This is a genomic window from Sphingobacterium detergens (genome assembly GCF_003610355.1).
Taxonomy (GTDB): Bacteria; Bacteroidota; Bacteroidia; order Sphingobacteriales; family Sphingobacteriaceae; genus Sphingobacterium; species Sphingobacterium detergens.
Genome location: NZ_RAPY01000001.1, coordinates 1,798,145 through 1,812,359 on the forward strand (window position 1 = coordinate 1,798,145; position 14,215 = coordinate 1,812,359).

The 14,215-nt window shown below is 39.5% G+C and carries 16 protein-coding genes; 5 read left to right on the forward strand and 11 right to left on the reverse strand.

The annotated features are described in order from the left end of the window. Positions 1-816 carry a hypothetical protein gene (locus tag DFQ12_RS07885; protein ID WP_147420352.1) on the reverse strand — a complete coding sequence of 272 codons (816 nt, stop codon included), beginning with the start codon at positions 814-816 and terminating at the stop codon, positions 1-3. Then, positions 800-1,651 (reverse strand): ABC transporter ATP-binding protein, encoded by an 852-nt coding sequence (locus tag DFQ12_RS07890; RefSeq protein WP_120258404.1) that lies wholly within the window; start codon positions 1,649-1,651, stop codon positions 800-802. Before DFQ12_RS07890 ends, DFQ12_RS07885 begins: the two co-directional genes overlap by 17 nt. A 745-nt stretch (positions 1,652-2,396) precedes the next feature. On the opposite strand from DFQ12_RS07890, the gene DFQ12_RS07895 reads away from it, so the two are divergent. Beyond that, a complete protein-coding gene (locus DFQ12_RS07895) occupies positions 2,397-2,870 on the forward strand; it encodes a hypothetical protein (RefSeq protein ID WP_147420353.1) in 474 nt (157 codons plus the stop codon). On the opposite strand, the gene DFQ12_RS07900 is transcribed toward DFQ12_RS07895, so the two are convergent. From DFQ12_RS07900 to DFQ12_RS07910, 3 genes are read right to left on the reverse strand one after another with little or no spacing between them, the layout of a single operon-like run. Continuing rightward, positions 2,871-3,647 carry an enoyl-CoA hydratase/isomerase family protein gene (locus DFQ12_RS07900; protein WP_120258406.1) on the reverse strand — a complete coding sequence of 259 codons (777 nt, stop codon included), beginning with the start codon at positions 3,645-3,647 and terminating at the stop codon, positions 2,871-2,873. 9 nt (positions 3,648-3,656) lie between these two features. Continuing rightward, positions 3,657-4,496 carry a hydroxymethylglutaryl-CoA lyase gene (locus tag DFQ12_RS07905; protein WP_120258407.1) on the reverse strand — a complete coding sequence of 280 codons (840 nt, stop codon included), beginning with the start codon at positions 4,494-4,496 and terminating at the stop codon, positions 3,657-3,659. 6 nt (positions 4,497-4,502) lie between these two features. Continuing rightward, positions 4,503-5,651, reverse strand: coding sequence for an acyl-CoA dehydrogenase family protein (locus tag DFQ12_RS07910; protein WP_120258408.1), 1,149 nt, complete (start codon positions 5,649-5,651; stop codon positions 4,503-4,505). A 153-nt stretch (positions 5,652-5,804) separates the two neighbouring features. Here DFQ12_RS07910 and DFQ12_RS07915 point away from each other — a divergent pair, with 153 nt between their 5' ends. Further along, positions 5,805-7,412, forward strand: coding sequence for an acyl-CoA carboxylase subunit beta (locus tag DFQ12_RS07915; RefSeq protein ID WP_120258409.1), 1,608 nt, complete (start codon positions 5,805-5,807; stop codon positions 7,410-7,412). Positions 7,413-7,626: 214 nt separating this feature from the next. On the opposite strand, the gene DFQ12_RS07920 is transcribed toward DFQ12_RS07915, so the two are convergent. The 4 genes from DFQ12_RS07920 to DFQ12_RS07935 form a co-directional block, all read right to left on the reverse strand. Further along, complete coding sequence (locus DFQ12_RS07920) at positions 7,627-8,286, reverse strand: 3-oxoacid CoA-transferase subunit B (protein WP_120258410.1); 660 nt, start codon at positions 8,284-8,286, stop codon at positions 7,627-7,629. 3 nt (positions 8,287-8,289) lie between these two features. After that, complete coding sequence (locus DFQ12_RS07925; protein WP_120258411.1) at positions 8,290-8,991, reverse strand: CoA transferase subunit A; 702 nt, start codon at positions 8,989-8,991, stop codon at positions 8,290-8,292. Between the two features lie 147 nt (positions 8,992-9,138). Continuing rightward, positions 9,139-9,492 carry a hypothetical protein gene (locus tag DFQ12_RS28645; RefSeq protein ID WP_425275579.1) on the reverse strand — a complete coding sequence of 118 codons (354 nt, stop codon included), beginning with the start codon at positions 9,490-9,492 and terminating at the stop codon, positions 9,139-9,141. A gap of 172 nt (positions 9,493-9,664) precedes the next feature. Continuing rightward, entirely contained in the window at positions 9,665-10,711 is a 1,047-nt protein-coding gene (locus tag DFQ12_RS07935) for a ferredoxin--NADP reductase (RefSeq protein ID WP_120258412.1), read from the reverse strand. Between the two features lie 177 nt (positions 10,712-10,888). Here DFQ12_RS07935 and DFQ12_RS07940 point away from each other — a divergent pair, with 177 nt between their 5' ends. Beyond that, complete coding sequence (locus DFQ12_RS07940) at positions 10,889-11,605, forward strand: superoxide dismutase (protein WP_120258413.1); 717 nt, start codon at positions 10,889-10,891, stop codon at positions 11,603-11,605. Between the two features lie 65 nt (positions 11,606-11,670). On the opposite strand, the gene DFQ12_RS07945 is transcribed toward DFQ12_RS07940, so the two are convergent. Both DFQ12_RS07945 and pyrE read right to left on the reverse strand, forming a co-directional pair. Continuing rightward, positions 11,671-12,069, reverse strand: a complete 399-nt coding sequence (locus DFQ12_RS07945) for an SRPBCC family protein (RefSeq protein ID WP_120258414.1) — start codon at positions 12,067-12,069, stop codon at positions 11,671-11,673. 19 nt (positions 12,070-12,088) lie between these two features. Next, positions 12,089-12,739: an orotate phosphoribosyltransferase gene (gene pyrE / locus DFQ12_RS07950; RefSeq protein ID WP_120258415.1), complete on the reverse strand. Its 651-nt coding sequence runs from the start codon at positions 12,737-12,739 to the stop codon at positions 12,089-12,091. On the opposite strand from pyrE, the gene DFQ12_RS07955 reads away from it, so the two are divergent. Beyond that, positions 12,738-13,349, forward strand: coding sequence for an NUDIX domain-containing protein (locus DFQ12_RS07955; RefSeq protein ID WP_120258416.1), 612 nt, complete (start codon positions 12,738-12,740; stop codon positions 13,347-13,349). The genes pyrE and DFQ12_RS07955 overlap by 2 nt on opposite strands. Before the next feature lie 57 nt (positions 13,350-13,406). Continuing rightward, on the forward strand, positions 13,407-14,123 hold the full coding sequence (locus DFQ12_RS07960) for a 3-ketoacyl-ACP reductase (RefSeq protein WP_120258417.1): 717 nt from the start codon (positions 13,407-13,409) through the stop codon (positions 14,121-14,123). Positions 14,124-14,215: the final 92 nt, after the last annotated feature.

Consider the following 14,215-nt stretch of genomic DNA (forward strand, 5'->3'; position numbering starts at 1 on the left):
TTAAATCTCCTTCTCTTTTAACCTTAAAAAGGCAATCCCCCAGAATATCAATGTGAGCGCTATTCCTGTCATTGTAATTAGCCCAAAGATGTGGTTTGAATCTGACCAATAATTATCATCCATGCGCCCCACTGTATTTTCCGTTTGTGTTTTCATGAGATACACAAAAAAAGACATCCAAACCACGCAATAAAGCAACAGTGAGATCGCGGTCTTAATATATTGATAGCTCTTAAAAACAATACCCCCCAGTAAAAATATGGCATTCAATACGACAGGTAAAAAACAGGCATAATACGCGCCGCTCGGATAATCCACGCTAAAAAAATATTGCCAGAACTCCACCGTAACCTGTTCACCAAGTTCATTTACCTCCGTTCTAACGGAAGGACCAAAACCTCGCAAATAGGAAATGAAGGCTAGATCGATCAGATAATAGATCAGTAGATATGAGCTGATCCCAATGATCACTGTATAGAAAATACCGACCAAAAATTTCTCCAATTGCGAAGCAGGTATCATCAATTCAAAAATAGCTTTTGTCTTACGTCCAAGATCAGCAAAATAACTGCTCGAGATCACAGTCACAAAAAACAATCCCAATACACAGAATAAAGGTGATCTAAAATTCAATATCGAATAAACATTGGCAAAATCATGCTGAAGATGATCATAATTAGTCCCCACATTGAAAGCATAAAAACAAAAGATTACGCCTGCGATTACACCTATTGACATCAGATATATTCGTCCAAAACCGACCCATTGCCTACGGATCAGTGCAAAAAAACGTGTAGTATTAAACAGGTCTGACATATTCATCGACTTTAATGAGGTTTGTAATTTTTTCCTTTTGCTGTAACACCGCATTGAACAACAACTCCAGATCCAGTTTGGAATCTTCCGCCAGTGTATTTGGAAGAATCACATTGAAACCTCCAAGCGCCTCCTCCGCATGCAGCACATCAAAAGATAGTTCCTTCATCTTTTTAAAACAGAGCTTATCGGTAATCAGGTTAACAGGTGCATTCAACGCTACCTTATGCTCATCAAGCAAAATGACCGCATCAATCAGATTATCCAGATCACGTACCTGATGGGTTGAGATAATTACGCAACGGTCGTCTGTAATGGCCGAAGCCATAATTTTACGAAACTGCGCTTTAGAAGGAATATCTAGCCCGTTTGTAGGTTCATCCATAATGATAATTTTCGTATTGGAAGCCAAACCGAAGGAAATAATGTATTTCTTTTTCTGACCATAGCTCATCTCCGCCAATTTTTGTTCTACCGGAATTTCAAATTCTTTGATCAAGCGATAAAAATGTTCCCGGTCAAAATTGGGATAAAACCCAGCATTGGCTTTTAAAAATTGTTCTGATTTTACCGCAGGCAAATAAAACTCCTCCGGAATAAAACTGATCTCCCGCAACAAAGAAGGCTCCCTTCGAGTTGGGTTGTGTCCCAAGACTTCAACCATCCCCGAAACGGGATATACCAAGCCGGCAATATTTTTTAGCAAGGTAGACTTACCCGCGCCGTTCTTTCCAAGTAATCCATAGATATGCCCCTGCTTCAAGGTGAGATCCATTTGAAGAAAGAGTGGCCTGGACTTACTATAACTGAAATTTAGATTTTGGATAGTAATCATACTACTGTATTATTTAATTAATACACTAATATAGATACTACTTCCCGATATTTCCAAAAAATATTTAAAAAAAATAAATCTGTGGCTCCCCTCTAAAGGCGATAAGGTCGCTAGGTCTCCCCCCTTTATTACACCTAAAAATCAGCAAAAACAACAAACAATAAGTTCATATAAATAACATATACATACTGATAAAAAGACAATTAAACAAACAAATTACGAAATTCATAATGAAAAAATAAGATCAGAATACGCTATTTTCGCGCATATCTAAAACCGCCGCAACACAAAAAACTTAAAATTAGCGCCTTGAGAACACTTTTTCGTCCCGATGAAGGAAGATACGATTACCAGCAAAAAACCTCTCAAATCGCTTAAAAAGCATCAAAAACCACACATTACGCACCCTAATCACTAAAGTGAATTAAAATTGGAATTCGCCACTACACTTTTGAGCTAATTTCCCTATACAATCTAGCCAAAAACCGCGTTTGCAGCACTCAGAAACCAATTAACCTTAAGTTAATACCGGGATTATATAGATTTTAAATAATTAATAATCAAAACACTACAAACACTACATAAACAAAAAAATCACATTAAATTCAAGCCTCATTTTTATCATCTTCTCATTCAATGATAGAACTCAGCAATCATTTTTAACCCGAATCTGCTTTGCTGTTGTCACAATAATCAAGTGACTGAAATGTTTTTTAATGTATTTTATGTTCATCTTTGTATCGCTATGACTTCTATTTACGCCTTTATTTTAGCTTTGCATTCCACCTGGCGATGGATTGTTTTGATCATTCTTATAGTTAGTTTATTACGTTTTGCCTATCAAAAAAAGAAGAGACTCCCCTTCACCCCTACCGATAATTTCTTAAAAAAGGCGGTCATTATTGCTTTTTATATGCAAGCATTAATGGGTATCATACTCTATATATTAAGTCCGATCACACAGTATTTTCTGACACATTTCAAAACAGCTGTACACTTACGACAGATCCGTTTTTTCGGAATGGAGCATAGCAGCATGATGATTCTCGCAGCAATATTTCTGCTCATTGGAAGTCTAAAAAGCAAAAACGCCGATACAGATGATCGACGTTTTAAAATTTTACTCATTTGGTTTGGTCTTGCTTTATTGATCGTATTAAGTTCTATTCCCTGGGAATTTTCTCCATTGACCAGTCGACCAAGCTTCCGTTCTTTTTGATTAGCTATTCTTCCACTCTCCCTTTCGTTTATCACGCATTGCCGCCATCCCTTCTTTGAAGTCGGCTGTCTGACGGAGTTTAGCAAGCTCATCCAAAAGAAACGCATATTTATCCACCAACGAATTTTCTTTCAATTTACGAAGCGCCACAAAACCCTTTGTGATAGCCAAGGGCGCATTCTCTACAATAGCTCTTTTCAATGCATCTAATTCGGCCTCCTCTGGCTCTAAAATTGCATAAAGCAACTCCTTTTCCAGTGCCTCTTCTGCCGAGAAAGACCGACCTTGAATACAAAGATCCATTGCTTTCCGCTCGGGCATATACTCTAGGAGCAACGCCAATACCTGAAAAGGAAAAAGGCCGATCTTCACTTCCGGTAACGAAAATCGCACCTGCGGCATGGCAAACAAATAAGTGCAGGATAAGGCAATTAAAAATCCACCTGCAATCACATCGCCACGAACGACACATATCGACGGTTTATCTAAATTAGCAAACAGTTCGGCCAGCGATTTCTCGACCTTGGGAATCCGAGGATTAGCCTCATCAACCAACGGATCTTCAAAAGCTTTCAGATCCATCCCGGCACAAAATACGGGCCCTTCAGCTTCAACCTGTATCAAACGAATCTCTGGATCCGCATTAGCCACTGCCAAAGCATAGGCAATCTCACTCACCATGGTCGGACTAAAAGCATTCCTTTTCTCCGATCGCGCCAGCGTCAATATAAGCACATGCTGTTCGCGTTGCACCTTTATGAAATTCAATTTTTCCATTTATTCTATCTACAAGATCATCTGTCTAAAGCTCTCCTCCAGGGCCATCTTCTCCATCAAACTCCCCCTATCAAAAAGATCCAGCAAAATTTCTGATGGAATATTTCCAACCAAATCATCTTTGGCAAATGGACATCCACCGTAACCCAATAATGCCCCTTCAAACTTACGGCAGCCTGCATCGTAAGCAGCCTGAACCTTTGCAAGGCTATCTTCCCGCCTAGCATGAAAATGCGCCCCTACAGCGAGCCGCGGATAACGCGTCCGGACAAGACCAAAGAGATCGGCAATCTGCCCAACACTCGCCTCTGAAGTCGTATCCGCCAAAGAAAATTCAGCTACACCAAGCTGCATAAGCCGGTCGATCCATTCTTCAACCAGATCTACTGACCAGGGATCACCATATGGATTACCAAAAGCCATGCTAATATACACTACCAATTTCTTACCATAGGTGTCAGCCAAGGTTTTCATTTCCTTCAATTGCTGATAAGAATCGTCCAGCCCTCTATTTGTATTGCGCAACTGGAATGTTTCTGATATAGAAAATGGATAACCTATAAAATCTATTTTTTCCTCTTGAACAGCCTCTTGAACGCCTCTCAGATTGGCGACAATTGCCAATAACTTTACCCGATCATTCTTCAAAACGCCATTCAGGACTTCTTTTGTGTCAGCCAATTGCGGAACCGCCTTTGGAGAAACAAACGAACCAAAATCAATCACATCAAATAAGCCACTTTCTATCAACGTATTGATATGTTTGACTTTTTTATCTGTTGCAATAAAATTATGTAGCCCCTGAATGGCATCTCGTGGACAATCGACCAATACAACCTGATCTTTCATATTATACTATAAAATATCTTTCTCAATTTCGCGGGCAATCACCATCTTCTGAATACTGGATGTTCCCTCGCCTATTGTACATAGTTTGGCATCACGGAAGAACTTTTCCGCAGGATAATCTTTTGTAAAACCATATCCACCAAAAATCTGTACAGATTCATTTGAAACACTTACTGCCGCCTCAGAAGCATACAGCTTGGCCATCGCACCAATTTTGGATACGCGTTCACCATGATCTTTGAGATACCCCGCCTGACGGGTCAATAGCTCACTCGCCTCTACTTGGGTAGCCATATCCGCCAAGGCAAATGAAACAGCCTGAAAATCGTAAATCTTCTTGCCGAACTGCTCTCTTTCATGTGCATATTTTAACGCACATTCATATGCACCACGTGCAATACCCAAAGAAAGGGCAGCAATAGAGATTCTCCCGCCATCCAAAAGCTTTAGCGCCTGCACAAATCCTTGACCTTCCTCACCGATGAGCTGGTCACGGTGAATCCTACAGTTATCAAAAAATAAACATGCCGTCTCCGAAGCACGCATGCCTAATTTATTCTCTTTTTTTCCTGCAGTAAACCCTGGCGTATCCTTTTCGACAATAAAGGCGGACATTCCTTTTTTATCACCCTTTTGCCCTGTCCGAGCGATCACAACAGCGACACTCGAACTAATGGCATGTGTAATAAAATTCTTCGAACCATTCAGCACATAATAATCTCCATCCCTTTCGGCAAAGGTGGTCATACCACCGGCATCCGAGCCTGAGCCAGTCTCCGTGAGGCCCCAAGCACCAATCCATTCCGCAGTAGCCAGTTTCGGAAGATAGCGTTTCTTCTGTTCTTCATTAGCAAAACTCAAAATATGATTGGTACACAATGAGTTATGTGCCGCCACCGAAAGTCCGATCGATCCACAAACTTTGGAGATTTCATCCAGCACGGTGATATACTCCTGATAACCTAGGCCCGAACCGCCGTATTCCTCGGGAACGATAACGCCCATGAAACCATGTTCACCTAATTTTTTAAAAACTTCTATTGGAAATATTTGGGCTTCATCCCATTCCATCACATAAGGTTTGATATGATACTGTGCAAAATCTCGTGCACTCTGTCTGATCATATCCATTTGTTGTTTATTTTCAATAAACATAAGTATGAATATTAAATTTACAATCGGTAATACAATTCAAATATATCAAAATATTTAGGAATAAAATTGCAAATATTTTAAAATTTTATTTTAAATTTATCTAAAAATAAGAAATTCTTAATCATATCGCTTTTTAAACCAGAATTATAAACTATGAAGGAGCTGCTCGCATTACTTCGCCAAAAAAGAGAAAATTTAAAACTCGGTGGTGGCATCGATAAAATCAAAAAATTGAAAGAGAAAGGTAAGCTATCGGCATGGGAAAGAATAGTATACTTACTAGATCCAGACCGGGAATACCTCGAAATAGGCATGTTTGCTGGAGAGGGCATGTACACTGAACACGGAGGCTGCACGAATGCCGGCTGTGCAGCGGTATTGGGTTATGTTAAATCCAAACTTTGCGTTATCGTTTCCAATGACGCCACAGTAAAAGCTGGAGCCTGGTTTCCGATCTCGGCAAAGAAAAATCTTCGTGCACAGGAAATCGCCATGGAAAACAACCTTCCGATAATATATCTGGTGGATTCCGCGGGCGTTTTTCTACCGATGCAAGATGAAATCTTCCCCGACAAAGAACACTTTGGACGAATATTCCGTAATAATGCACGCATGTCCTCCATGGGTATTCCGCAGATTGCCGCGATCATGGGTAGCTGTGTCGCAGGCGGCGCCTACCTACCCATCATGTCAGACTATGCTTTCATTGTTGAAGGTACAGGATCTGTATTCCTAGCTGGACCCTATTTGGTTAAATCAGCTATTGGTGAAACTGTAGATGCCGAAACACTCGGTGGCGCTTCCACACATTCCGAAATATCGGGTGTCACAGACAACAAATTCCCCGACGATCAAAGTTGCCTCACAGCAATTAAAAACGTAATTGATAAAATCGGCGGGCATGCAAAAGCAAATTTCAATCGAAAGGAAAGCCAGCCTCCAAAAACAGACCCCGAAAAAATTATAGAAATCCTTCCAGAGGATCGAACCAAACCTTACCGCATGCAGGACATCCTCGATGCGATTGTTGATGCAGAAACACTGGAGGAGTACAAACCCGATTACGGCAAAACCATTGTATGCGCACTTGCACGTATAGATGGATGGGCTGTAGGTATCGTCGCCAATCAACGGGAAATCATTAAAGCAAAGAAACCTGGTAATGCAATGGAAATGCAAATGGGTGGCGTTATCTATAGTGACTCAGCAGACAAAGCCGCACGCTTTATCATGAACTGCAACCAACAAAACATTCCGCTTGTCTTCTTTCAGGATGTCACTGGATTTATGGTCGGTAGCCGATCCGAACAAGGTGGAATTATTAAGGATGGCGCCAAAATGGTTAATGCAATGGCAAATTCCGTCGTACCCAAATTTACGTTCATCGTAGGAAATAGCTATGGAGCGGGAAATTACGCAATGTGCGGTAAGGCTTATGATCCTCGGTTGATTTATGCTTGGCCAAGCGCCCAAATGGCCGTCATGAGTGGCGCCGCGGCCGGCAAAACGCTATTTCAGATCCAGGAATCAGCATTAAAAGCTAAGGGGAAGGAAATCAATGAAGAAGAAAAGAATATACTATTGAAATCCATTGAAGACCGATATAATGAGCAGTTAAGTCCTTATTATGCCGCTGCCCGACTTTGGGTAGATGGAATTATTGCCCCTGATGAAACCAGAAAAGTCATTAGCATGGGAATTGAAGCCGCTAACGAAAAGCCCATTGTCGAGCGATACAATGTTGGGGTAATTCAGGTATAAGTATAATACAAAAAACGTGTAGACGATAATAGCTGCCCCAGTAATTAAATAGCCCTCCTGTATCGAATGATACAGGAGGGCTTTATTTAAAGGACTCTAAGAACCTTTCATTGTTTATACCTTATATTCCATGTTTTACTGATGATTTCAAATTCAGCCAGCCCCAATTTTGGTTACAGCACTATAAATCCATTTATTTGTAACACTTTTTTCATTAAAAAACCATTTCGGGTATATTTTCGTCGGCAATTAATTTTCCAGCTGTTGCAGTTCTTATTTCATCAACACTTACACCTGGAGCTCTTTCTAAAAGCTGGAAACCTCCCTCTGGTAGAATTTCGTAAACGCCTAATTCAGTGACAATTTTTTTTATGCACTTTACACCTGTTAATGGAAGTGTGCATTCTGCGAGGAGTTTACTTTCACCACTTTTATTAACTTGTTGCATGGCAACGATAATATTTTTAGCCGAGGCGACAAGATCCATGGCACCGCCCATTCCTTTCACCATTTTTCCCGGGATCTTCCAATTAGCAATATCACCACTTTCGGAAACTTCCATGGCACCTAAAATGGTTAAATCTACTTTTTGGGCTCTAATCATCCCAAAACTTAGTGCTGAATCGAAAATTGCAGACCCCGGCAATGTGGTAATGGTTTGCTTGCCCGCATTAATCAAATCTGGATCTTCGCTACCTTCGAAAGGAAAAGGCCCCATTCCTAAAAGTCCATTCTCGGATTGCAGAACCACATTCACACCTTCTGGAATGTAATTCGCTACCAAAGTTGGAATTCCGATACCTAGGTTAACGTAACTATTATTTTTAATTTCTTTTGCAATACGTTGTGCAATTTGTTCTTTAGATAATGCCATAATTTAGTTTTTAGGTCTTACGGTTCTTTGCTCGATTCTCTTTTCGTAATGTTCTCCCTGGAAAATTCTGTGAACATAAATTCCTGGAGTATGAATTTCGTCTGGATTTAGTTCGCCAACCTCTACCAGTTCCTCGACTTCGGCAATGGTTATTTTACCGGCCATAGCCATTATAGGATTAAAATTTCTAGCTGTAGAACGAAAGATAAGATTGCCTGCTTTGTCGCCTTTCCAGGCTTTAACAATAGCAAAATCGGCATCGAAAGCATATTCCAAAAGATAATCTTTGCCTTTAAAGTTTCTCACTTCTTTGCCCTCACCTATTTCGGTTCCAACGCCTGCTGGTGTATAAATAGCTGGCATTCCATATCCTGCAGCCATACAACGTGTCGCCAAAGTGCCTTGCGGGATTAGTTCTACTTCCAATTCGCCGCTTAGAAGCTGCCTTTCGAATTCAGCGTTCTCGCCAACGTAAGATGAAATCATTTTCTTGATTTGCTTTTTTTGTAAAAGTAAGCCTAAACCAAAATCATCAACACCCGCATTATTAGAAATACAGGTTAAATCTTTCACTTCTTTTTTTACCAGCTCGGCAATAGAATTTTCGGGAATACCGCAAAGCCCGAAACCGCCTAACATTATGGTCATTCCGTCTTCGATGCCATTGCAGGCTTCTTGTACATTTTTTACTGTTTTATCTATCATTATTAGCGTTATTGGGTTAAAAGTATTTCAAACTGATGTTTGATTTTATCATTAATAGGGTTTCCTAAATCAACTGAATAACATTGGCCACATCCTCTTTGCTTACCATCTCCACCGTTGCATATATGTAACGTGATGGTTGTGAAATTAACGCTGAAGGTACCCATTGGAATGTGCAAATGCGTTGGTATCTGCCCCCGTTTCACAGCGAAATACATGTTCAGCATGATTTAATGTCAATCCACTAAACCACTTCGATCCAAAAAAACTATTGCTGTTCGCTGGATAAGCTAATACCCTGTAAAAACCTGAATAAAATTTTATAATAAAGTAAGTTACAACATCCTGCCAAAAATCGGCAATAGTTGACGTTGACCATGCCCATAGATCATGATAAGGCGCGAAGGATAATGAATATCGCTGTTCGATATACTGTTTGAATTTATTGATCTCAGATTGAGATTTTTGTTCTTCTATCGGGCTCCAGAGTAATTTTCCCATAATAGTTGGATATAAAATACGGTTATACCCAAACTTAGCTAAATTTGCTTTTATATGCAATTTTAATTGCAGCACATAGCAGAACAAATAGATAATAATAAATAATATATTAAAATATTATTCGGGAATACACGCAATTAATCAAACAAACGAGATAAATACAGCCTGTTTTTTAAAGTACCTCAATTTCTGTTCCTTCAACAGTAGGATGGCCCGTGCACAACAAGATACGCCCATTTTCCATTTCACGATCGGTTAACACTTCGTTATAATCCATTCGGACTTTCCCCTTGGAACATTGTGAGATACATGTACTGCACATGCCAGATTTACAAGAATAGGGTAGCTTGATTTTATGCTCCAGTCCGACATCCAGAATAGATTTATTATACGGGACCTCAAGATCATAGCTTTCGCCTTGAAAATGTAATTTGATTCGATAGGATGTCGTATCAATTTCCTTTTCAGATTCATCGTCATCATCCTCTTCATTTTCGGGCAATAAAAATGTTTCTCTCTTAATCTGATTGGCATCGAAGCCCATACCCAAAAGTGTAAAACGACATAAATCCATATAAATCACCGGTCCACAGGTATAAAATAGAGCTTCCTCTTTTTCCCCCGCAAGATGATCCTTGACAATGGAAAGAATATAATCCCGATTCAGGCGGGCTTTCATCAGATATTTACTGTTGGAATAAATCCAGACAATCGTTAAGCGATCAGGGAATTTCATGGCCCATTCCTCCAGCTCCTCACGAAATGGCGTCTGATCAGAGGCGCTGTTGCTATACACCAGTACCACCTTAGACTTATCTTCAACAAGCAGCGCTGTTTTAAGAATAGAATATAAAGGCGTTATACCAATACCTGCTGCAAATAAAAACAAGGTTCTTACTTTATGTGCATCAGGCTCATATGTAAATAATCCCTGTGGCTCCATGGCCTGAACAATATCCCCTTCCGCAATAGTATGATGAAGCAATCTTGAGATCTCTCCATTTTCCACACGTTTTACTGTAATACTTAATGGCTCATCATAATCCGGCGAACTATTAAAAGAATAGGAACGACGAACCTCCCGATCACCAAACATAAATGAAAGTGTAATAAATTGCCCCGCTTTGTATCTAGGATAGTCTCCGATAAGAGATTCCAATTGAAAAGTAATATTATTATTGGGTTGGGGAATTATCTTTGCTATTCGTAATGCGTACATAATTCAAATATACTGTCGAATTTTGGCTTACACAAATGTAAAAACCAGAACGGAAATAGGCTTTTTCAGATACCTTTTATAACAATTTTGTTGTATTACAATTGGCAGACAATTCTTGTACAATATTTGTAGAATTTCACGTTATATTTATATCGAAACTTATTATAATAAGATTATATGCAAACACGCAGAAACTTCCTTCAAAATGCAGCAAAAGCCACATTGGGTATTGCTGTATCTGGATCAATATTACAAGATATTGCTTCCGCGAAAGCAACTGAATTAAATGCCGCTACCTTAAAGTTTTCCCAAGTAAAGTTACCTTTCAGTTATGCCGCATTGGAGCCCAATATTGACGCCTTGACGATGGAAATCCATTATACAAAGCATCATATGGCCTATATCAATGCTGTCAACGAAGCTATTGTTGCTGAGGCGATCAAAGAAACTTCAGAGGAACAGCTTTTAGCTAATATATCCAAATATTCCCCGAAAGCCAGAAATAACGCTGGCGGTGCATGGAATCACAATTTCTTTTGGGAAAGCCTGTCCGACAAAGCTAGTCAACCATCAGAAAAATTGTTGACGATGATCAATAAGTCCTTTGGCTCATTAGATAAATTTAAGGAGCAATTCGCTGCCGCAGCGACAAGCCGCTTCGGTTCAGGCTGGGCCTGGTTGATTCTTGATGATTCGGGGAACCTGAAAATAACTTCTACCCCAAATCAGGATAATCCATTAATGGATGTTGCTGAAGTAAAAGGCATCCCAGTTTTGGGACTCGACGTTTGGGAACATGCTTATTACTTACATTATCAAAACAAGAGAGCAGACTATATTAAAAATTGGTGGAATGTCGTCAATTGGAAAAAAGTAAATGAGCGACTCGCATAATAACATAAAAAAAGCTCGATCGTTAGATCGAGCTTTTTTTATGTTATATTCCGTAATAAGACCTACTATCCCAGTACAGCTTTAAGTTTGTTTACCTGAAAGTCAATCAGTTTCTGAAGTGGCCCTGATGCGATCATTTTCATCATCATATTCAGATCTGCATCAATTATAAACGTAGCTTTGGTCACAGTTTCTGATACTGCTTGCACCTCCCAACGCAATGTAACCTCGAAAGGCGCTTTTTCAGAAGGAATCAGTTTGATCAATTGGTTTTCTACACGCTCCTCCACTCTTAGCGCTAATTTTGCCATATTTTGAATGGTAAATCGCGCTTCATCCGACGTTGAAGACCAATTATAGATATTTTCAGGCATTAACTGCTCATGATTATTGAGATCAGTCAAAAAAGCAAATACCTCGCTGACATTTCTGTTGATTTCTGTTGTGTTCTGAATAGTAGTCATAACGGTAAATTATTCATCTTTATTGAAAATTTTCACCCCATCCTTCAGGGTTCAATCTCCATTTTTTCAAAATTTCAACATCCTCATCCAAGACATAGCCATTTTCAGCTGCGACTTGAATCAGCGCATCGTAGTTACACAAGCTGAAATAAGGACATTTTGCATCAGCAAAATTATCAGTCGCTTGTTGTAATCCGTACGTAAATATGGAAACCAATCCAACAACATTACAACCCGCTTCACGCAATGCTTTGACCGCGATCAAGCTGCTTTTTCCTGTCGAAATTAGATCTTCAACCACAACTACACGTTGCCCACTAACGACTTCACCTTCGATCATGTTTTGACGTCCATGATCTTTAGCTGAGCTTCTAACATAAGAAAATGGTAAGCCCAAATCCTGTGCTACCAACACGCCTTGTGGAATACCTGCCGTAGCTACTCCAGAAATCATATCTACAGATCCAAACTCTTCTTGAATAAGCTTAGAAAGCTTCTGACGAATATACGTACGTATCGCTGGATGAGATAAAGTGATACGGTTATCACAGTAAATTGGAGACTTCCAACCCGATGCCCAAGTAAAAGGACTTTTAGGTTGCAATTTTATTGCTTTAATTTGCAATAAGGATTCAGCAACTTTTTGTTCAACCTCATTTAAATTATTCATGGCGCAAATTTATAAAATTTATATGAACGAAACCGTGCTAATTTTAGCCGATTTTGTTCCTTCGAAAACCGAAAACACGCAAACAATTAGTATTCAAGACATTGAACTTCAAAAACTTTTCAAACAATCTGAAATTGATAAAGTTCCAAAGACATATCTCTACGTTAATAGAGATTTCGAAACGGTATTTCAAAACCTAAAAAGCAAGTTAAAAATCATTAAAGCTGCTGGTGGATTGGTTAAAAATGGTGATGGTGATTACCTTTTTATCTACCGCTTGGGTAAATGGGACCTTCCGAAAGGCAAAGTGGAAGACAATGAGAAGATGAAAGAAGCCGCTGTACGTGAAGTAGAAGAAGAATGTGGTATTAAAATCAACTATTTAGGTAAAAAAATCATCACATCCTACCATACATACTATCTACGTAATGGAGAATTTGTATTAAAGGCAACCAATTGGTATGAAATGGGCGTTAATAAAGTTCCGAAATTAATACCACAAACAGCTGAAGACATTACAAAGGCAGAATGGCGTCCTGTAGATCAATTTGATGAAGTGCGGGCCAATACCTATCCGATTATAGAAAATATCATTAAAAAAGTGAAATAGGCTGTCTTTTGAGGTTCATTTGACAGTAATTCATGAGATCATGCTTACTTTTATACTATGGAAAATATAACAGGAAAAAGGGCCTTAGTGACAGGTGGAGCAAAGGGGCTTGGGAAAGCCATTGCTGTTGCGTTAGCTAAAGAAGGCGTACACGTTGCGATCACAGGAAGAAACGAAACAGCATTGAAGCTGGCTGCCGATGAGCTTAAAACGTTAGGCACACAAGTTACTTATGCTGTATTTGATGTGTCAGATAACGAAGCGGTACAGCAGGGAATTAATAATCTCAATGAAACCTTTGGCCACTTTGATATTCTTATCAACAATGCGGGTATATCTTCCTTCTCCTCTGTAATGGATATGGACGTGCAAGACTGGACTGAGATTATCAATGTTAATCTATTGGGAACCTATTTTGTTACAAAAGCTGTCCTGCCACAACTAATTGAAAAAAATCAGGGTGATATTGTCATGGTCTCTTCTACAGCTGGATTGAATGGTGCAGCTACGACCTCAGCATATAGTGCTTCAAAATTTGGTGTTATTGGATTTGCAGATTCATTGATGCGTGAAGTACGTAAAAATAACATTCGAGTCTGTACCCTAATGCCAAGTACCATTGCATCGGATATGTCCAAAGATCTCGGTCTGACGGACGGCGACCCCGAAAAAGTATTACAACCGGAAGATTTCGCGGAACTAATTATCGCGAATTTAAAATTGCCTAGAAGAGCGATGTTAAAATCAGCCTCTTTATGGTCTACAAATCCATAAAAACCACTATTGTGAGCCTTTTACAACCCTGAAGGCTCGCAATAGAATTATTTGTGAGCTTATCACGACCATATTTAGACAGGAGCCCACTA